Annotated in this window: 19 protein-coding genes; 10 read left to right on the forward strand and 9 right to left on the reverse strand. The window is 44.1% G+C overall.

Annotated features, from left to right (window positions below; translation table 11 throughout):
• Positions 1-134: 134 nt before the first annotated feature.
• Together NIAKO_RS34075 and NIAKO_RS34080 are read right to left on the reverse strand one after the other, a co-directional pair.
• A complete protein-coding gene (locus NIAKO_RS34075; RefSeq protein WP_014223051.1) occupies positions 135-1,484 on the reverse strand; it encodes a Gfo/Idh/MocA family protein in 1,350 nt (449 codons plus the stop codon).
• A gap of 30 nt (positions 1,485-1,514) precedes the next feature.
• On the reverse strand, positions 1,515-2,471 hold the full coding sequence (locus NIAKO_RS34080; protein ID WP_014223052.1) for a formylglycine-generating enzyme family protein: 957 nt from the start codon (positions 2,469-2,471) through the stop codon (positions 1,515-1,517).
• 287 nt (positions 2,472-2,758) lie between these two features.
• Here NIAKO_RS34080 and NIAKO_RS34085 point away from each other — a divergent pair, with 287 nt between their 5' ends.
• From NIAKO_RS34085 to NIAKO_RS38875, 3 genes are all read left to right on the forward strand, one after another.
• Positions 2,759-3,691, forward strand: a complete 933-nt coding sequence (locus tag NIAKO_RS34085; RefSeq protein ID WP_014223053.1) for a hydroxypyruvate isomerase family protein — start codon at positions 2,759-2,761, stop codon at positions 3,689-3,691.
• Positions 3,692-3,766: 75 nt separating this feature from the next.
• Positions 3,767-4,465 (forward strand): hypothetical protein, encoded by a 699-nt coding sequence (locus NIAKO_RS34090; protein WP_107685498.1) that lies wholly within the window; start codon positions 3,767-3,769, stop codon positions 4,463-4,465.
• Positions 4,466-4,662: 197 nt separating this feature from the next.
• Positions 4,663-4,806 (forward strand): hypothetical protein, encoded by a 144-nt coding sequence (locus tag NIAKO_RS38875; protein ID WP_014223056.1) that lies wholly within the window; start codon positions 4,663-4,665, stop codon positions 4,804-4,806.
• Positions 4,807-5,152: 346 nt separating this feature from the next.
• Here the strand turns inward: NIAKO_RS38875 and pdxA are convergent, their stop codons facing one another.
• A complete protein-coding gene (pdxA, locus tag NIAKO_RS34095) occupies positions 5,153-6,253 on the reverse strand; it encodes a 4-hydroxythreonine-4-phosphate dehydrogenase PdxA (RefSeq protein ID WP_014223057.1) in 1,101 nt (366 codons plus the stop codon).
• Positions 6,254-6,722: 469 nt separating this feature from the next.
• Between pdxA and NIAKO_RS34100 the strand changes: the two genes are divergently transcribed.
• The 5 genes from NIAKO_RS34100 to NIAKO_RS34120 all read left to right on the forward strand — a co-directional run bounded on the left by NIAKO_RS34100 (position 6,723) and on the right by NIAKO_RS34120 (position 10,183).
• Positions 6,723-7,148, forward strand: coding sequence for a hypothetical protein (locus NIAKO_RS34100; RefSeq protein WP_014223058.1), 426 nt, complete (start codon positions 6,723-6,725; stop codon positions 7,146-7,148).
• Positions 7,149-7,450: 302 nt separating this feature from the next.
• Positions 7,451-8,203 (forward strand): 16S rRNA (adenine(1518)-N(6)/adenine(1519)-N(6))-dimethyltransferase RsmA, encoded by a 753-nt coding sequence (gene rsmA, locus NIAKO_RS34105; protein ID WP_014223059.1) that lies wholly within the window; start codon positions 7,451-7,453, stop codon positions 8,201-8,203.
• Positions 8,204-8,224: 21 nt separating this feature from the next.
• Positions 8,225-9,148 (forward strand): NAD(P)-dependent oxidoreductase, encoded by a 924-nt coding sequence (locus NIAKO_RS34110; protein WP_014223060.1) that lies wholly within the window; start codon positions 8,225-8,227, stop codon positions 9,146-9,148.
• Between the two features lie 154 nt (positions 9,149-9,302).
• The gene (gene greA, locus NIAKO_RS34115; RefSeq protein ID WP_014223061.1) at positions 9,303-9,776 is read left to right on the forward strand and encodes a transcription elongation factor GreA; all 474 of its coding nucleotides are present in this window, start codon (positions 9,303-9,305) and stop codon (positions 9,774-9,776) included.
• A 17-nt stretch (positions 9,777-9,793) separates the two neighbouring features.
• Entirely contained in the window at positions 9,794-10,183 is a 390-nt protein-coding gene (locus NIAKO_RS34120; protein WP_014223062.1) for an HIT family protein, read from the forward strand.
• Positions 10,184-10,407: 224 nt separating this feature from the next.
• On the opposite strand, the gene ruvC is transcribed toward NIAKO_RS34120, so the two are convergent.
• On the reverse strand, positions 10,408-10,980 hold the full coding sequence (gene ruvC, locus NIAKO_RS34125) for a crossover junction endodeoxyribonuclease RuvC (protein WP_014223063.1): 573 nt from the start codon (positions 10,978-10,980) through the stop codon (positions 10,408-10,410).
• Between the two features lie 44 nt (positions 10,981-11,024).
• Here ruvC and NIAKO_RS34130 point away from each other — a divergent pair, with 44 nt between their 5' ends.
• Both NIAKO_RS34130 and NIAKO_RS34135 read left to right on the forward strand, forming a co-directional pair.
• The gene (locus tag NIAKO_RS34130; RefSeq protein WP_133055241.1) at positions 11,025-12,014 is read left to right on the forward strand and encodes a lysylphosphatidylglycerol synthase transmembrane domain-containing protein; all 990 of its coding nucleotides are present in this window, start codon (positions 11,025-11,027) and stop codon (positions 12,012-12,014) included.
• A 53-nt stretch (positions 12,015-12,067) separates the two neighbouring features.
• The gene (locus NIAKO_RS34135; protein ID WP_014223065.1) at positions 12,068-12,862 is read left to right on the forward strand and encodes a DUF3108 domain-containing protein; all 795 of its coding nucleotides are present in this window, start codon (positions 12,068-12,070) and stop codon (positions 12,860-12,862) included.
• A gap of 1,151 nt (positions 12,863-14,013) precedes the next feature.
• Here NIAKO_RS34135 and NIAKO_RS34140 read toward each other — a convergent pair.
• From NIAKO_RS34140 to NIAKO_RS34160, 5 genes are all read right to left on the reverse strand, one after another.
• On the reverse strand, positions 14,014-14,853 hold the full coding sequence (locus NIAKO_RS34140; RefSeq protein WP_014223067.1) for an MBL fold metallo-hydrolase: 840 nt from the start codon (positions 14,851-14,853) through the stop codon (positions 14,014-14,016).
• A gap of 75 nt (positions 14,854-14,928) precedes the next feature.
• The gene (locus NIAKO_RS34145; protein ID WP_014223068.1) at positions 14,929-16,293 is read right to left on the reverse strand and encodes an MFS transporter; all 1,365 of its coding nucleotides are present in this window, start codon (positions 16,291-16,293) and stop codon (positions 14,929-14,931) included.
• Between the two features lie 36 nt (positions 16,294-16,329).
• On the reverse strand, positions 16,330-17,130 hold the full coding sequence (locus tag NIAKO_RS34150) for an undecaprenyl-diphosphate phosphatase (protein ID WP_014223069.1): 801 nt from the start codon (positions 17,128-17,130) through the stop codon (positions 16,330-16,332).
• A 109-nt stretch (positions 17,131-17,239) separates the two neighbouring features.
• Positions 17,240-17,497, reverse strand: coding sequence for a DUF3098 domain-containing protein (locus NIAKO_RS34155; protein ID WP_014223070.1), 258 nt, complete (start codon positions 17,495-17,497; stop codon positions 17,240-17,242).
• 146 nt (positions 17,498-17,643) lie between these two features.
• A complete protein-coding gene (locus NIAKO_RS34160; RefSeq protein ID WP_014223071.1) occupies positions 17,644-18,519 on the reverse strand; it encodes a cell division protein FtsX in 876 nt (291 codons plus the stop codon).
• Between the last annotated feature and the right edge of the window lie 111 nt (positions 18,520-18,630).

The following is an 18,630-nucleotide window of genomic DNA, read 5'->3' on the forward strand; positions in this document are numbered from 1 at the left end:
ACTAAACGGGCCCCGGCAGCGAAGCAGGCTGCCGGTGAAGGGAAGGTAAGTAAAATTTTTTAGGATTGCCGGTTAGCCTGCTATAAAAAAAGCCCCGACGGTACCGTCGGGGTGTAAATGATTGTTGGTTTTATTTAAAATCCATACCTGGTTACACCGGGTATGGCAACCGGATAGTAACCTTCATTATTTGGCAATACCGGCGGTGGGGCATTGAAGTCGTACGTTTGGGGGTGAAGATCCAAACCTGAGTTCAGGGCTTTATCCCACTCCACTACCTGGCCGGTATACGTAGCCAGGCGGCCAAGAATAGATGTCATGGAACTGTGGGCGCCATTTTCAGCATCGGCAAATTTGTATTCACCTTTGGCAATAGCCGCAAACAACTCATCGTGTTCGGTTTGGTATGGGTTGTTCTCGTTTTTATTATCAAACTGGTATAAGACTTTGCCTTTAAGGTCAACGATGTTGGCAGCGCCGCACTGGATCTTTCCTTTCGTGCCTATCAGCAGTTCATCCACCTTGCTCATAGTACCGGGAATATGGCGGCACTGGCTGTTTAGCACAGACCCATCTGCATACGTGAATTCAACATAGTGGTGGTCGAATATTTCGCCATTGTCTTTTCCTTTGCGTACCTGGCGGCCACCCATGCCCTGGGCTTTTACGGGATGGCCTTCCTTGAACCAGTTTATTACATCGAGGTTATGAATATGCTGTTCGCAAATATGATCGCCGCATAGCCACACAAAATAATACCAGTTACGCATCTGGTACTCCATTTCGGTTTGGCCGTTCTGGCGTGGGCGCACCCAAACGCCGTCATTGTTCCACCAGGCTTGTGCGGAGGTAATATCGCCAATCAGGTTCTTCCGTTTGAATAATTCGCGGTAGGAGTACTGGTAGTGACGTTGCAGTCCAACTACTACGTTTAATTTTTTCTGTTTGGCTGTTGCTGCCGCATCCAGTACCCGCTTGATGCCGGCAGGGTCTGTGGCTACCGGTTTTTCCATGAACACGTGTTTACCCTGTTTGATCGCTTCTTCAAAGTGAATGGGTCGGAAACCGGGCGGTGTGGCCAGGATCACTACATCGGCCAGGGCAATAGCTTTTTTATAGGCGTCAAAACCTGTGAATTTTCTTTCTTCAGGCACATCTATCCGTTCCGCTATATTCACCCCGCCATTGTCTTTGGCGTTTGCCGGGTCTGTTAAACGTTTATGGGCTCTGTCTAAATTATCACGGAAAGCATCGGCCATGGCAATCAGCTTTACGTTTTGTTTGCTAAGCAGCGCTTGCTGGGCAGCGCCGGTTCCCCGGCCACCACAACCGATCAGCGCTATTTTTATGGTATCTTCTGCCCCGGAAAAATAATTGGCTTTTGAAAGAAATGGTGCAGCAAGTAATCCACCAGCCAGAACGGTAGATTGTTTTACAAACCGGCGGCGTGAAGAGGCAAGGTTGTTAGATTGTTCGGTGCTCATTTGCATCAGTTTTAGTAGTACAAAATCGGGTTACTGGTGACAATATTTTTTATAAAAAGCCTCCGCTTCTTCAGCGGTGGGCGCTTTCGCCGGGCGAACGATCCTGAACCCAACAGCCATGGCATCGGTTAGCCACCATTTGCTTTTGGGCATTTGCGGATCGCGTTTATTCCAGGCTGCATCGGATGGCTGGCGGCTGGCGCAACGCAATGCATCAGGTTTGTCAAGGTAACCGCCACCGCGTACAGCGCGTGGGTAGGTTTCCGTTGGTGTTATCATAGGATTGGCAGGCGCATCGCCAATAGCGGTGAAATAATCATCTTTATATTGATCAAGCGTCCATTCAGCCACATTCCCCAGCATATCATACAAGCCCCAGGCGTTTGGTTTTTTCTGTCCGGTTTTCTGGTATTTCTTATTGCTGTTATCGGCAAACCAGGCATAATCTTTCAGCTGTTTCGCATCGTTGCCAAAAAAGTAAGTACCGGTACTGCCGGCCCTGCAGGCATATTCCCATTCAGCTTCGGTTGGCAGCCGGTAAAAAACGCCGGTTTTATTATACAACCAGCGGCAGTACATCATAGCCGTGTATTGAGACATGCTGTTAACCGGAAAGCCACCCTGTTTGCCCATACCCCAGCTAAGATCGATGTACTGCGGTGTGGGCCGCGTAACCGCATCTACTTCGGTTTCGCGTGGCGTATTTTCATCGTTGAAGAACAATAAAAATTCATCGTAGGTCACTTCTCTGGCGCCCATCCAGAAAGCATCGAGCTGAACTTTTTTTGCCGGCCCCTCTGTTGTCTTACGGCCTGCTTCAGTTGCGGGGCTGCCCATGCTGAAAATGCCGGCTTGTACGGGCACCATGCTGAACGATACGGAACTGCCGGGAATATTTTGATCGTACGGCGCAAATGCATTGGAACTTTGTGCTATCACGGTAGCACTTGCAAATAAAAATGATATTACAAATTGTATTGATCTCACAGGTGTTCTTTTAATGAAGGAAATGGAAATTAAGAAATTAAATCATTCCATCTATACCAGCATCCGGATTAGTTTTATGTAAACGTTTGCAATACGGCTTCAGGCCATCGCGGCCAGGTTGCATTTGCCCGGAGTGCTACCTTTGTATTTGCTTGCAGCTCTCCTATATGTCGTTTAACGATCATAAAACCCTAAACCCTTGGCAGCAGATTATTTTTTGTTTTCTCAATGAATGTCGGTGTTGCTAAATATTATTATCCATAAATTTAAATCCTAAACTGCACTATATGAAAAGACGGAACTTTCTGCAACAGCTTTCGCTGACTGGCGCTTCATTACTAACTGCTTCTGCTGCCGGTGCAGCTGCTACTGCTTCCCGTCAGCAGCCAATACCCACTGCAGATAAACCTTTCAACTTAAATTATGCTACCCATGATGGCATGTTTAAAAACAGTGCAGGCGCCGATTTTATTGACCAGATAAAATTTGCGTATGACCATGGGTTTCGTTCTATCGAAGACAATGGCATGATGGCCCGCACGCCCGAGCAGCAAAAGAAAATTGGCGACACCCTGCAAAAGCTGGGTATGAATATGGGCGTTTTTGTAGTTACTTCAGATAACTGGCATTGGAAAACATCCCTTACTACAGGTAAACAGGAGTGGATAGGTAAAATGATGAGTGATTGTAAGACCGCAGTAGAAGTAGCCAAACGCTGCGGCGCCAAATGGATGACGGTAGTGCCAGGTAACTATGAAAGATCACTGTCGACCGAATTGCAGACCGCCAACGTAATTGCCGCCCTGCGCCAGGCAAGCGCCGTACTGGAACCACATGGACTGGTAATGGTGCTGGAAATGCTGAGCGACAATCCCGACCTGTTCCTGCGCCACTCCGACCAGGGTTATATGATCTGCAAAGCGGTGAACAGCCCTGCCTGCAAAATGCTGTTCGATATGTATCATATGCAACGCAACGAAGGCGATATCATCAACAACCTCGACAGGTGGTGGGAAGAGATCGGTTACCTGCAAATAGGTGATAACCCGGGCAGAAAGGAACCTGGTACCGGCGAAATGAACTATAAGAACATCTTCAAACACATACATGAAAAAGGCTATAAGGGAATACTGGGTATGGAGCATGGGATTTCGCAAACAGGGCAGGAGGGAGAAACGGCGCTGATAAAAGCCTATCGCGATGCCGACAGCTTTCTGTAAGTCTTCGTTAAATGTGGGTTTATTTGTGTCCGGCAGAAGCGCGTGTGCTAAATTTGTAGCATGAATATTTGGGGTATGAAAATATCGGTTCCCGCATTTCTGCTGTTGTTCTTATTGCCAGGTTTTGTAAGCCGGGCCCAGGATGCCAATGACCTTATAAAAAAAGTAAAAGATAAACTGGGGCTTGTTAATGATTACGAGGCGGAAGGGGTAATGAAAACCGATGTGGCGTTTATGAAAGTGCCCGAATCGAAAGTGACCATCTACTATAAAAAGCCCGATAAGTTCAAGATTAAAAAACAGGACGGAATTTCTATTGTGCCCAAGGGTGGCGGCAATATTAACCTGGCCGCTTTATTTGAAGGAAATAATTATACCGCCGTACCGGCCGGAAAGGGTACTGTTAATAATGAACCGGTGACCATTGTAAAATTGTTGCCATTGGATGAAAAGAGTGACGTAGTAGTTTCAACGCTGTACATCGATGAGAAGGAAGCGCTTGTAAAGAAGGCCATTATTACCACCCGCGAAAACGGCACCTATGAAATGGAAATGCAATATGGAAAATACGCCGGCAAAGGCTTGCCGGATACCATCTCCTTTTTATTTACCACCAGGGATTACAAACTACCCAAAGGCCTTGCTTTTGACTATGATACAGGCGGGCAACAACCCAAAACCACTACGGCCACAGGTACCCAAAAAGGTAAAATACAGATCTCTTATACCAGTTATACGATCAATAAAGGTTTAGCAAACGACCTCTTCAAATAACGCAGCAGCATGAATGGCTTAGGTGTGTATTGATTAACATCAAGTAGTTGATTTTTTATTAAATTCAGTTGGATGATAATCAACCTGTTGATGAATAAGTGCATTTCTTTATTACACTTTACGGGAAATAATATATTCATCAGATGCGTTATATAAGCGCATTATAATTGTTGAAAGTACACCCGAAAACTGAAAACATGTCTTTATTCCTGCGTTTCTTCAAATTACGTTTCACCTACCGGACAATCTTTGCAATCGAGAATGAGTGCTGTTTTGATAAGAAACAGGAGCTGTTGGTGGTTAAAGACAGGGGTTACCAGGTGGCGCTCCAAAATATTTAATAAGCCTTTCTTTTACTGCTCACGGCAACGTGGGGGATATCCTGTATTTGGCATGATATAGCCGGTATTTTATCGCTATACGCAAAATTTTCCTTGAACCTTAACTTATGCGTCGGTTGCTCTGATGTGTAACCTCGTTTATTAAACCTTAGCTTGTGCTTTTGCATGGAGTGGTTGCCCGTACCCGGGCAGCACACTTCGTAAACCTTAACCTATACTTTTTGTGAAATGAAATAGTTGCAATGACTGGCATCTTATTTCATAAACCTTAGCCTTCTTGTCCTATCTAAATAAAAAAATCCTCCCTTTAGTTTGGGAGGATTTTAGTTTTATATAATGCAGTTGATTATTCTTCGTTGGGATCTATTTCAATTTTTTCATCCTCTACATTAGCCAGGATTGCCGGTGTTACTTTCTTCACCGGGTTGCGATGGCTTTCAGCATAAGTACTGCGGCGCTCGATGATATCGATACATTCAAATATAGCTGTTAAGAAAGAAGTATGATCGGCTTTGTTCTTGCCTGCAATATCAAAGGCAGTGCCGTGGTCGGGTGAGGTACGAACGGCTGGCAAACCAGCGGTATAATTCACGCCTTCACCAATGGCCAGCGATTTAAATGGAATCAAACCCTGGTCGTGGTACATAGCCAGTACGGCATCGAACTTTTCATACTGACGGCGGGCGAAAAATGCGTCAGCACTGTAAGGGCCCATGGCCAGCATAAAATGACGGGCGTCTTTAATAGCCGGTTTAATAATTTCTTCTTCTTCCCGGCCAATCAGTCCCTCATCACCGGCATGGGGGTTAAGGCCCAGTACGGCTACCTTGGGTTTATCAATACCAAAATCTTTGATCAGCGAATTATTGATGATATTCAGTTTTGACAGAATGTTTTCCCGGGTTACGTATTTGGCGGCTTCATTAATCGGCACGTGCTCGCTCAGCAAACCTACCCTGAAATTGCCGGCTACCATCAGCATAGCAACATCCTGTACACCGAAAATGTGTTTTAAATATGGGGTGTGGCCGGTATAATTGAATTCCTGGCTGTGGGTGTTCTTTTTATGAATAGGGGCGGTAACCAAACCGTTGATCTTGCCTTCTTTCAGTGCCTGTGCCGCAACGGTGAGCGACTTGATGGCGTATTTGCCGCCTATGTCGGATAATTGCCCCGGGGTAATGCCCACCTCTTCCTCCCAGCAGTTGAAAATATTGATCTGTTTATAGTTAACGCGGTTCAGTTCTTTAATGCTTTGATAGCTGAAATTGATGTCGGGTACCGATTTGCGGTAAAAATTGATCACTTTATTGGAAGCGAAGATTACAGGAGTGCAAAGTTCCAGCAAACGATGGTCGTTAAGGGTTTTTATAACCAGTTCTGTCCCAATACCGTTCAAATCACCAATTGAAATGCCTATAATAGGTTTTTGTTGTTGTGCGTTCATTGTGAGTTTACTATTGTAGCGGCTAATTTACGATATAATGTTCAAGGAGTAAGTTTTAAGCTGAAAGCGCCCTTTTTAGGCCGTAATCTGGTTTTTTCGGTTCAAAATAAGGGCTTTTCCGTACCCCGCCGGGGTGGGAAAGCAATTAGTCCGAAATTGTGCTAAGTATTTATCCTATTGCACTGTCATATAATGTTTTATAACTTGGATGCGATCGAAACAGGCAGGTATGGCCTCCGGAACCAGTGAACAGCATTTTCTTACAGAATTACCTGCCGGAAGTGATTGGTTTGAACAGTACAGATGTGTTTGTTATACGTTTTCGTGTAACTATGAGCGTTTAACCGTTAGTATTAGAATAATTCGTCATAGCCCGACTATCTGTTATTGGTAAGTGTTTATTTTAGGTTTGCAGCACCAATAAAAGTTTGAAAGGCTCGTTTATAATTTGCCCTAGCAATCCGTATTTATGAAAAACACCCTATTGGCTGTGTTGGCTATCTCATTCTATAATGAGAGCCAGGCACAGAGCGTTGCCCCACATTCATCCGGGTATGTAAAATACCAGGAAGCAATTCCCAATCAATCTATTGATAAAGGAGCTAAGAAGGTCAATCCTTTTAGGGATGGTATTGCCAGTACAGACAAACTCACCAACGATATTTCAGCCATTAATAAAATGGCTGATGGAACCGCCAGCTCTGATAAACTGGCCGATATACTGTTGCATTCACTGGACAATTTTGATAGTTTGAGCAGAACCGGTAAACCGGAGTTTCGTGTTGTGCCTGCTGGCCTGTATACCTATGCCGGCTATATGCAGCAACGGATATTGAACGGGCCACTGTCAAAACCCAGGACCATTACCACAAAAAAATCAGGATGGTTATTATAAGTTGACTAAGGTTTTAGTTTCATGCGGATCGAGAGGTACGGTTTCATTCATTCCTGAATGGTAGAACCCTACCTCTTTTTTATTGGCAAAAGGCAAAGGGCAAAGGCTGCGACGCGGCAATCGTGAAACGGCAAACATGAAAGAGTTCCTGAAATCGTAGGATTTCTGAAAAATAGCGAGACATACTCACTACTGACCACTCACCACTCACTTTCCGGATCCTTTATCAACTCTGTCAACACTGTCAACTCCCAGTCAACCTGTCAACTTGTTAACCCGTCAACTCTTCTTACCTTCGCAACGTGTATACACTAAAAAAATCGCTGGGACAGCATTTTCTGAAAGATGAGAATGTTTGTCATAAGATAGTACAGGCGCTGCAGGAGCATACCTTTCAACGGTTGTTGGAAGTAGGACCGGGTGGAGGTGCTTTAACCAAGTATTTGTTGCAACTACCCGGTATTGAGTTCAAATGTGTGGAGGTGGATGATGAAAAAGTAACCTGGCTATTAAAGACGTATCCGGCACTTCAATCAAAGATCATTCACCAGGATTTTTTGACCATTGACCAGCCGTATAGCGAGCCCTTTACGGTGGTTGGCAATTTCCCCTACAATATTTCTTCCCAGATCTTATTCAAGGTACTTGAATGGAAAGGAAGCGTGCAGGGAGTGGTAGGCATGTTCCAGAAAGAAGTGGCCCAGCGGGTGGCGGCCCGCGAAGGCAATAAAGTATACGGCATCTTAAGTGTGCTGGTACAGGCTTTCTTTGATGTGGAGTATTTGTTTGAAGTGTCTGAAAGCGCATTCAACCCGCCACCAAAGGTAAAAAGTGCCGTGATACGGTTAACGCCCCGGCAAACCATTCCGGAGATGAAGAGTGAGCGTTCGTTTTTTGTACTGGTGAAAACTGCTTTTAACCAGCGGCGTAAAACCTTACGTAATGCTGTTAAAAGCTTATACACACCCGAAGCATTACAAGACCCCATATTCGATAAAAGGGCCGAACAACTGACTGTAAATGATTTTGCGCGGCTTACTTTTTCCATGAAATAAGACCCAACAAGAAGGATAAGAATGAAGAATGTAATTATCACTGCCAAAGTGCACAACTGGCTTATTGAGCAGTTAGAGAAAAAAGGATATACCGTTCAGTTTGTTCCGGCAGTTACCTATGAAGAACTGTTGGATACTATACAGGAAGCAGAAGGTTTAATTGTTACTACCCGCCTTAAGATTGATAAACCCATGCTTGACCGGGCTGGTAAATTAAAATGGATCGGCCGCCTGGGCAGCGGGATGGAGCTGATCGATGTTAGTTATGCGGAAAGCAAAGGAATAAAATGTGTAAGTAGCCCTGAAGGTAACCGCAATGCCGTTGCAGAACATATGCTGGGTATGTTGCTGAGCCTGATGAACAAGATGAACAGCAGCATGCAGGAGATCAGGGAAGGCAAATGGATCCGTGATGCCAACCGGGGTATAGAACTTACCGGGAAAACAGTGGGCATTATCGGGTTCGGTAATACCGGAAGCGCTTTTGCCAAATTGCTTTCCTCGTTCGATGTTACGGTGCTGGCCTGTGATAAATATAAACATGACTTTGCTAAAAGTTTTGTGCGCGAAGCCAACTTTGAACAGATTGCCCGTTATGCCGATGTGGTGAGTATGCACCTGCCGCTCACAGATGAAACTTTTCATTATGCCAATGATGCGTTTTTTAACGCCTTGGAACGCAAGCCGTTTTTTTTAAATGCGTCACGCGGTAAGGTTCAGGATACAGGGGCCATTATCAGGGCGCTTCAAAATGGCAAAATAGCCGGCGCCGGTTTGGATGTGCTCGAAAATGAAAAACTGGAAACTTATACGGATGCCCAAAAAAGCGAACTGGACTGGTTGTTGCAACAGCCCAATGTGTTAATTACACCCCACACTGCAGGGTACAGTCATGAAGCCTTTCTTAAAATGGCAACCGTGGTGGTTGAGAAATTAGGGATTTAGTTAAAAAATAGAACCGGGTGGCCTAATCATTCTGAAAAAAAGTTTATTTTTGTTTCATACAGTAGTGCAACGCTTCAGCCCTGAGGCGTTGTTCTTTTTTTCTGTTTATAGTAGTAGAGCACCATTTTAGATGGTTTAAAATAAGGAGGTTATTATGAGTAGTGTTTTATATGTAACAAAAGAAACGCTCGAGCAAATGAAAGAGGAGTTAGTGCGGATGCGTACAGTAGATCGCCCGGCTGCAGCCAGGGCTATTGCTGAAGCACGTGAGAAAGGTGACTTGAAAGAAAATGCAGAGTATGATGCTGCGAAGGAAGCCCAGGGCATACTGGAGGCCAAACTAAAAAAACTGGAAAATGACATTGCCAGTGTGCGTATATTGGATACTGAAAATGTAGATACCAGTAAAGTATCTATTCTTACCAAAGTGACCATCCTCAATCTTGTTACCAAGAAGAAGATCACCTATACCATTGTTTCTGAAAAAGAAGCCGACCTGAAGCAGGGCAAAATCTCTGTGACCTCTCCCATAGGTCAGGGCCTGCTTGGTAAAGTGGTAGGCGATGTGGCCGAAGTAACGGTGCCCGCCGGTGTACTCAAATTCCAGATAGAAGAAATTACCGTTTAAGCAAAATCTACCGGGCTATGACTATTTTTTCAAAGATCATTGCCGGTGACATTCCGGCTTACAAGATTGCAGAAAACGATCAGTTTTTCGCCTTCCTTGATATTTTTCCTTTGGTAGAAGGACATGTGCTGATTGTGCCCAAGCTGGAAATCGACAAGTTTTTTGATGTGCCCGATGTTTATTTAAGCTCCATATTGGTATTTGCCAAACCTATCGCAAAAGCTATTGAAAAAGCCTTTCCCTGTAACCGGGTGGGGTTGTCGGTAGTTGGCCTTGAGGTGCCGCATGCCCATTTGCACCTGGTGCCTATTAATGGAATAGATGACCTGAATTTTACCAGGGGGAAATTGAAGCTGTCAGCTGAACAGTTAAAAGCAGCGCAGGAGAAGATACTGGCTAATTTATAGGGTTAATTCGTTGACGGGGAGTTGATCGTTGATAAGGTTGACAGAGTTGATAAAGGAATACAGAATACCGGTAAAAGCCTAAAGGTTAAAGGCTAAAGCCAAAACCTGGAAGTGTATCTGCTTTTGGCTTGCAGCTTGTGGCTTGGAGCTTACAGCAGTATTCCCATTGCCTACTGAATCCCGATCACTATCGGGAGCCTGCTGCCTTTTCTTGTTTACCGTCTTCACTTCAACTTCACTCTACCCGGATTTTTGTTAATAAACTCCTCCCATCCTTTTAATTTCTTCCCGGCTGCCTTAAGCAGTGAATTGTCCTGGAAGTGATGGCAAACCGCCACCGCCAGGGCATCGGACGCATCCAGGTATTTTATATCGGTATTATGTTGAATGTTTAAAATGCGTTGCAGCATTTGCCACACCTGTTCTTTTCCCGCATTACCGTTACCGGTAATGGATTGCTTTATTTTTTTGGGTGAATATTCAACCACATCCAGGCCGGCATTCATGGCGGCAGCAATGGCAACGCCCTGGGCCCGGCCCAATTTCAGCATACTTTGCACGTTCTTCCCGAAAAACGGCGCCTCAATGGCAAAATTTACAGGCTTATATTGTTTAATTAGCTCGCTTACCTTTTGGTGAATAAGCTGCAGGCGCTCATAATTGTCTTTCCGGGCATTTAATTTCAATGTGCTCATCTCCAGCAGTTTTATGGTTTGCCCGGAAACAACAATTAAGCTATACCCCATGAACAAGGTTCCGGGGTCAATGCCAAGAATTATTTTAGAAGGTGTTTGCAAGGAGCCTTGGGATTGGATTACTTTGTGAACTTATTTTGGTGACGTTGAACAAAAATATCAAAATTCTTCTCAACTATGTGGTAGGACCGCTGGTGTTTTGCGTGCTTTGCTGGTCAATTTACCAGCAATTGATGAAGCAGCAGAACTGGCAGGGATCATTACAGCAAACCTGGCAGGCAATAACCGGCCCGCAAGCCTGGAAATTTTGGTTAACGGTCATACTCATCTTTGCAAACTATGGGTTGGAAGCCCGTAAATGGCAGGTTGTGGTAAAGCAGGTGCAACCTTCCTCGTTTGTACAGGCGTGCAAAGCTGTGTTTACCGGAACAACTTTAGCATTTTTTACACCCAACCGCATAGGGGAATACATGGGTCGCATATTATATCTGGGTGAAGGCAAACGAATACAGGCAATTTCGCTTACTATTGTATGCAGTATGGCGCAGCTGCTGGTTACGTGGGTTGCAGGAATTGGCGGAATTTTATATTTGATGACCTATGCCAATACAGAATTGCTTCATACGTTTGCAGGGCCCTGGATGAAGATGGTGTTATGTTTTACAGCAGGTGCTGCTATAGTTTTAACATTATTTTATTTTCGTTTAGCAGGCCTGGTGAGATGGATAGAGAAGATCCGCTGGTTACAGAAACCGGTTGCTTATATAAGAGTTTTAGAAAGTCTTAACGCAACTATTTTAATTCAGGTTTTGTCTTTATCTGTACTTAGATACAGCGTTTTTTTAGGACAATATTACCTGCTGTTCAATGTGTTTGAGGTGCATATAACTGCTACACAGGTTGCTGGCGCCGTAAGTGTAATGTTCCTGGTTCTTTCAATAATACCGTCTATAGCTGTTATTACCGATCTGGGGGTGCGATGGAAAGTCGGCATTGAAGTGGTACAACTTTTTGATAGTAATATTTCCGGAATTTTAGCAACCTCCCTGGCAGTATGGATCATAAACCTGGTAGTACCGGCGTTGATAGGGAGTTTGCTGATTTTAGGCATGAAAGTGTTTAATAATAGAAAATAATGCACCGGCCCGGACGTCAACCTTATTAATTGGATTTAATTGAATAGCGTTACATGAAAGCAAACCGACCACTCGTCTTCCTGCTGCTTATAATTGTTAGTTTTCCGCTGAGAGCCGGGGATGGCTTTTGTGACATTCGTAACTCCGCTTTTAATGCTGGCGAGCAGATAACTTTGAAAGTATTCTATACAGTAGTGGGCGCCTATTTGGGGGCAGGTGAGGCTACCTTTAATACCACGCTTGAAAGAGTAAATGGTAAGCCTGTTTATCATATTGTAGGTGATGGCAAAAGCTATCCTTTCTACGATAACTTTTTTAAGGTCCGCGATAAATATGAAACCTACATAGATACTGCCACCCTGCAGCCATACCGCTTTATTCGTAATATCTATGAAGGCGGATATAAGAAATTTGAGAATGTAACCTTTAATAAAACCACCAACTCTGCCGTAACCAACCAGGGGGTATATAAAGTGCCTGAATGTGTACAGGATGTGCTGAGTGCCGTATATTATTCCCGCAACATTGATTTTGGCAAATTAAAGGTGAACGATAAGATCAATTTCTCCCTATTCCTTGATAATGAGGTATATGAAATGTATATCCGGTACCTGGGCAAGGAAACCATTAAAACTAAATATGGGAAGTTCCGTGCAATAAAATTCAAACCGTTGCTCATTAAAGGCACCATGTTTGAAGGTGGGGAGAAAATGACGGTTTGGGTAAGTGACGACAGAAACCATATTCCCGTTCGCATCGAAAGCCCCATTTCGGTTGGCAGCGTAAAGATCGATATGATCAGCTACCGCAACCTGCGCTATCCCCTGACTTCTCTCGTAAGCCTGTAATCAGGTTTTCTTTTATAAAAATCATTAAATCAAAGAGCTGTCACTGCTGATCGGCATGCCATTCAAGCCGCTCTTCCTGTTTGGCATTAAGCGAACCTCATCAACAACAACAATACAAAAGTACAATCAGAATAGACCCGATCCCGGAAAATGGAATGGGCTTCGCCCAAACATGGGACGAGCTTCGGAGAAATCTGGGACGAATAACATGCGCTATAGGAAGCAGCCGTCTTTTCCGGGACGAAGCTTAAATAAAACTGGGACGAACCACAACAATACCTGGGACGAACGACAATTGTAAAGCAGGAACTGCCGTAAAAAAGTATAAAAAATGGCTAAACCATGTGTCAACCATGTGTGAAACATGTGTGCTTCATTGGTGAAGTATGCAATTTGACACAAGGTTCACACATGCTCCACACATGGTATACCCTATTTAAGATCCAGCTTCACAAAAGAACGGGCACCTGAAAATCTTCATTATCGAAAATGTTGCAAAAATCGACAACTGCAGGAATTTTCGAAATGTGAAATGATCCTCACATCGGTTTTCAATCGCGCAATAACTACACGGAGACAGAAATTTAAAAATGGTCGATTTATGGATTTTGAAAAATCAGGCACATCAAAATCTTTAAAAACCAAAAAATGCCGGTTTTTGGATAATGGGACCGGATTTTGCTAACATATGTTTGTATTAGTTAAAAATATCATGTATTTGCCATGATAAGTAATGATCAACCAAAACGACAAATACGACTATAGCGACAAATACGACATGTCATATTTTTTCGCATATACTTCAATATTTGATAACGGTAACCATTATGGACAACCTAATTTTTGAACGCTGGTAGTGATGGAAACGGCAAACGGTAAACATGAAAGGCAGTAGGCGCCCGATAGTGATCGGGATTCAGTAGGCAATGGGAATACTGCTGTAAGCTCCAAGCCACAAGCTGCAAGCTGCAAGCCAAAAGCAGATACACTTCCAGGTTTTGGCTTTAGCCTTTAACCTTTAGGCTTTTACCGGTATTCTGTATTCCTTTATCAACTCAGTCAACCTTATCAACGCTGTCAACTCCCCCGTCAACCCGTCAACATGTTAACCGGTCAACCTGTGACCTTTATCAATTCTATCAACTTTTAGATTACAATTCTTCTAACTTAAACAAATCTTTATGCCTTACCCCTTTCTCCGTTTGTTGTAAAGAACAACATTCATTTACCGGGTCGTGCTCAAAAAATAAAATGTAATTGTTGGCTATGGCTTCGGTAAGGAATTGCTTTTTTTCAAGCAGTGTAGTTAATGGAAACATGTCGTAGGCCATCACGTAAGGAATGGGCAGGTGAGCAACTGCCGGCAACAGATCGGCTGCATATACAATGGTTTGTCCTTTATAGCTGATCTGGGGCAGCATCATGGCTTCGGTATGGCCATAGGCAAACCGTACTTTCATGGTATCGGAAAAATCGATGCCATCAGTAGGTTCAACAAATTTTAATTGTCCGCTTTCCTGGATGGGTAAAATATTTTCTTTTAAGAAGCTGGCCTTCTCGCGGTCGTTGGGAACGGTAGCCGCTTCCCAATGCCGTAAGTTGCTCCAGTAAGTGGCGTTTTTAAAAGCAGGAAGCAGTTTATTGCCCGAACGAACGATGCTGCCGCCGCAGTGATCAAAATGAAGGTGCGTGAGAAATACATCAGTTATATCATCGGGCATAAAGCCATATTTTGCCAGCGACTTGTTTAATGTATCATCGCCGTTCAAATAGTAGTGGCCCAGGAATTTGGCATCCTGTTTATCGCCAATACCATTATCAATTAATATCAGCCGGTTTTCTTCCTGTATAAGCAGGCTGCGCATGGCCCAGTTGCACAGGTTGTTGTCATCGGCCGGGTTCAGTTTATTCCAGATCGATTTGGGAACAACGCCAAACATAGCACCACCATCTAATCTAAAATAACCGGTATTAATTGAATAGAGATTCATGATTTTGATTTGTTAGTTGAGTACAATTTGCGTTCCGGTTTTTGCCTTGCGCGTTCGGCGTTAAGCGTTTAGCCTTCAGCCTTCCGCTTTCTGCGTTAAGCGTTTTGCTTTCCTCATGGTGAAGCCCAGCCAAACAAAACCCAGCATAAAAAATACCATCAGGGCAAGAACCGAGTTACGCATGCCGCCAAATTTAATGGTTTGTTCTTCAATAAAAGCAAACGTGAACATGCCCATTACGAGGGCTATCTTTTCGGTAACATCATAAAAGCTGAAGAAAGAAGCGGTATCTTTTGTATCGGGCATCAGGTTGGAGTAGGTTGACCGGCTCAGCGACTGAATACCGCCCATTACCAGCCCCACAGTAGCGCCCAGGATGTAAAATTGAATATCGGTATAGATATAGTAAGCGCCAATACAGACGCCGATCCATACCAGCACACAAGCCATCAGGGTTTGAATATTGCCAAACTTCTCAGAAGCCCGTGAAATAATAATAGCGCCGGGAATGGCCACCAGCTGAATGATCATGATGGTGATAATAAGCTTGTCTATAGGCAGGTGAAGTTCCTTGGCGCCAAACTGGGTAGCTGCCAGAAACACAGTTTGAATACCGGCGCTGTACCAGAAGAAAGAAACCAGGAACAATTTGAGTACCGGCATTTGCTTTAGCTGGCTCCATACTTTCTTTAATTCAAGAAAGCCATTGGAAAATACGTTCTTACGTTCGTGCCGCTCTTTTACTGTGCTAATGGGCAGGTAACGGAAAGAGATCTGGGCAAATCCAAACCACCATAAACCCACCAGTACAAACGAAATGCGCGGGGGCATAAAGTTGGCCTCAAAAGGGGTGTTGAACCCAAATTTGCCTGGAAGGAACACCACAATAAAACACAGGATCTGTAAAATAACACTGCCAATATATCCCCAGGTATAGCCTCTTGCGCTGATGCGGTCGCGCAAACGGGGTGGCACCAGGTCGGGCAGAAAGGAATTATAAAACACCAGACTGGCCCAAAAACCAATACAGGCAAGCACCATACAAAATATGCCGATGTTAAGGCTTGTAGAAGAGAGCCGGTTTACATTTTCAGACACATATTCCGGTGCAAAGAAATACAACAGGCAACAGAAAATGGACCCCATGGTGCAGAAGAAGCGCATGAAGTTCCGTTTGTTGCCGCGGTAATCGGCAATAGAAGTAAGTATAGGCGACATAAAGGCAACAACAATGAATGCTGCGCCCAATGCATAATTATACAAAGCGGTATTCACAAACTTCCGGCCCAGGAATTCTACCTCATTATCGGGTAACCTGTTTTTGGTGATGGCTTCATAATAAGCCGGAAAGATGGTAGATGTAATGACAAGGTTATAAGCAGAATTAGCCCAGTCGTACATACACCAGGCGTTAACTACTTTTCTAGGTGCTATTTGCATAACAATTAGCTTGGGTTTATTTAGGGGGTAGGTTTTTTATTTTCCAATAACACCTGTATAAAACAGAATTATCAATGCTAATCCTACTATAATACGGTACCAGCCAAACAGGCGGAAACCATGTTTCTGCAAATAGGTAATAAAGAATTTGATGGCCAGAATGGCAACAACAAACGCAATAGCGCAACCTAACAACAGCATGCTCATATTGCCGCTATGAGTGAGTACCTCCGGATTGGTTTTATACATTTTGTACAGGCTGTAAACTGTTGCCGCCAGCATGGTAGGCACAGCCAGAAAGAAGGAGAATTCTGCGGCCAGGCGGCGGCTTAATTTCTGCTGCATACCGCCAATGATGGTAGCGGCGCTTCTGCTTAAACCGGGAAATAAGATAGACAGCACCTGGTAACAACCAATGATAAAACCCTTTTTAATGGTGATGCTATCTTCCCTGTCTATGGTTGGTTTTTGAAACCATTTATCAACAAACAACAGTACAAAGCCACCCAGCAACATAATAATGGCAATAACCATTGGGGTTTCCAGCATTCTGTCGATGTGGCTTTTAAACAGCGCGCCAAAAACAAGCGCTGGTATAATAGCAATGATGAGCTTTATATAGAATGAGATCTTTTTAAAATCGAAGAATTTACGCCAGTACAATACAACAACCGATAAAATAGCACCGAACTGTATTACAATTTCAAACAGTTCAACAAAGGGGCCATGATCGCCCATGATGGCGGAGGCAATGGCCATGTGCCCGGTTGAAGAAATGGGTAAGAATTCTGTAATGCCTTCTATGATGGCGATGATGATGGCGTGTAACGTGCTCATTTCCTGAATTTATAAATATTAAATAGCAAGTATATAAATAAAAGAAGCGATACCTTTACAGCATCGCCCTTATAACGTAGTGTTAACTTAGCTTAAAAACATTAATGTGTCAGCTATTCTTCGGCTTTTTAAAGATGGCATACACCTCAACGCCCAATCCCAGTAAAATAAGAATGGGAGCGATGGTGATACGACGAACGCTGTATACTTCATTTTCTTTAAAAATATTAGGGTCATCGCTTTTACCGCCGGCCATCAGAATAATGCCAAGGGCTACCAGGATAATACCTGCGATCATCCAGGTGTAATTCTCTTTGGTAAACAGGCTGGTGGCAGGGGCTGCTGGTTTTTTTGTTTCCTTATTCATTGGGCCAATTATTAGGTGCGCAATATAGGCAATTTTAATGCTCAACGCTCAACGCTTAACGATGCCTTCCGAAACAAGTTCTTCCCGAAAATTTCCGAACGGCCCAACTTTCGGGATCCGGCCTTCAGCGATTCACGTTCAGCGTATTAATAGAGCTCGTCCAGTTTCATTTTCAGGTATTTTACCACGCTGCGGTAGGTACTGAACAGCGTAATACTGATCCCCAGCACAATCAGGAAGGCAAACAGGATGATTACCTTGCCGTTATCGCGCAGGTCGCTCAGGTAAGGCAGGAAATATTCCGATAACATCATAAGCCCGTAAATGAGGAAAATAGCTATCAGGGCGGCAATAAGGCCATTCAAAACCGCGCGCATGGTCAGCGGCCGGGCTATAAAACCCCGGGTAGCGCCCACCATTTGCATGGTTTTTATCAGAAAGCGATTGCTGAACATGGCCAGCCGGATGGTATTATCAATAAGTACAATAGACAGAATGCAGAACAGGGCGGCCAGGGCTGCAAATGAAATCAGCCCCACCCGAACCGAAGACCCCATTTTTTCCACCACAAACGCGGGATACTTTACGCTTTCAACCACCAGTTGCCGTTGTTCCAGGTCGGCTTTAATGGCAGCGATGGTATCCTTTTGCACGTACATGTTTTTGAGGTTAAAATCAATGGAGGCGGGCAGCGGGTTCTCATCCAGCAGTTCCTGGAAGTCGTTTTCGCCTTTGGCCATCCACTGCTTTTTGGCAGCTTCCTTATCGATGTATTCGGTGGTTTTGGTGTAGGGGCGCGATTTAATGTATTGCATCAGGGTATCCACATCTGCCTGGGTAGCGCTTCTGCGCAGGTATACCTGTAGTTTGATGTCTTCTTTCAGCTCTTCGGTGTAGCGGCTGGCGTTCAATAACAGCCATCCGAAAACGCCTACAAAAAAAAGAACAATGGTAACCCCTAAAATAGCCATGGAGTAAGATGGTTTGGAACGCTTGGCCGATGCTTTTCCGAATTGCGCCATGAATAATTGTTTTTGAAGGGATAATAATGCCTTAAAAGAGCGGCAAAAATAACGGTTTTATCCCGGTAAAACGGTTATTATCCGTATTTTTGACCTCCTTCTTAACGATTG

The organism is Niastella koreensis GR20-10, assembly GCF_000246855.1.
Classification (GTDB): domain Bacteria; phylum Bacteroidota; class Bacteroidia; order Chitinophagales; family Chitinophagaceae; genus Niastella; species Niastella koreensis.

Bases quoted from the DNA above. Each gene is read 5' to 3' on its own strand.
- NIAKO_RS34075 (WP_014223051.1), bottom strand. From the start codon at position 1,484: ATGAGCACCGAACAATCTAACAACCTTGCCTCTTCACGCCGCCGGTTT.
- NIAKO_RS34085 (WP_014223053.1), top strand. From the start codon at position 2,759: ATGAAAAGACGGAACTTTCTGCAACAGCTTTCGCTGACTGGCGCTTCA.
- NIAKO_RS34090 (WP_107685498.1), top strand. From the start codon at position 3,767: ATGAAAATATCGGTTCCCGCATTTCTGCTGTTGTTCTTATTGCCAGGT.
- NIAKO_RS38875 (WP_014223056.1), top strand. From the start codon at position 4,663: ATGTCTTTATTCCTGCGTTTCTTCAAATTACGTTTCACCTACCGGACA.
- pdxA (WP_014223057.1), bottom strand. From the start codon at position 6,253: ATGAACGCACAACAACAAAAACCTATTATAGGCATTTCAATTGGTGAT.
- NIAKO_RS34100 (WP_014223058.1), top strand. From the start codon at position 6,723: ATGAAAAACACCCTATTGGCTGTGTTGGCTATCTCATTCTATAATGAG.
- NIAKO_RS34110 (WP_014223060.1), top strand. From the start codon at position 8,225: ATGAAGAATGTAATTATCACTGCCAAAGTGCACAACTGGCTTATTGAG.
- greA (WP_014223061.1), top strand. From the start codon at position 9,303: ATGAGTAGTGTTTTATATGTAACAAAAGAAACGCTCGAGCAAATGAAA.
- NIAKO_RS34120 (WP_014223062.1), top strand. From the start codon at position 9,794: ATGACTATTTTTTCAAAGATCATTGCCGGTGACATTCCGGCTTACAAG.
- NIAKO_RS34135 (WP_014223065.1), top strand. From the start codon at position 12,068: ATGAAAGCAAACCGACCACTCGTCTTCCTGCTGCTTATAATTGTTAGT.
- NIAKO_RS34140 (WP_014223067.1), bottom strand. From the start codon at position 14,853: ATGAATCTCTATTCAATTAATACCGGTTATTTTAGATTAGATGGTGGT.
- NIAKO_RS34145 (WP_014223068.1), bottom strand. From the start codon at position 16,293: ATGCAAATAGCACCTAGAAAAGTAGTTAACGCCTGGTGTATGTACGAC.
- NIAKO_RS34150 (WP_014223069.1), bottom strand. From the start codon at position 17,130: ATGAGCACGTTACACGCCATCATCATCGCCATCATAGAAGGCATTACA.
- NIAKO_RS34155 (WP_014223070.1), bottom strand. From the start codon at position 17,497: ATGAATAAGGAAACAAAAAAACCAGCAGCCCCTGCCACCAGCCTGTTT.
- NIAKO_RS34160 (WP_014223071.1), bottom strand. From the start codon at position 18,519: ATGGCGCAATTCGGAAAAGCATCGGCCAAGCGTTCCAAACCATCTTAC.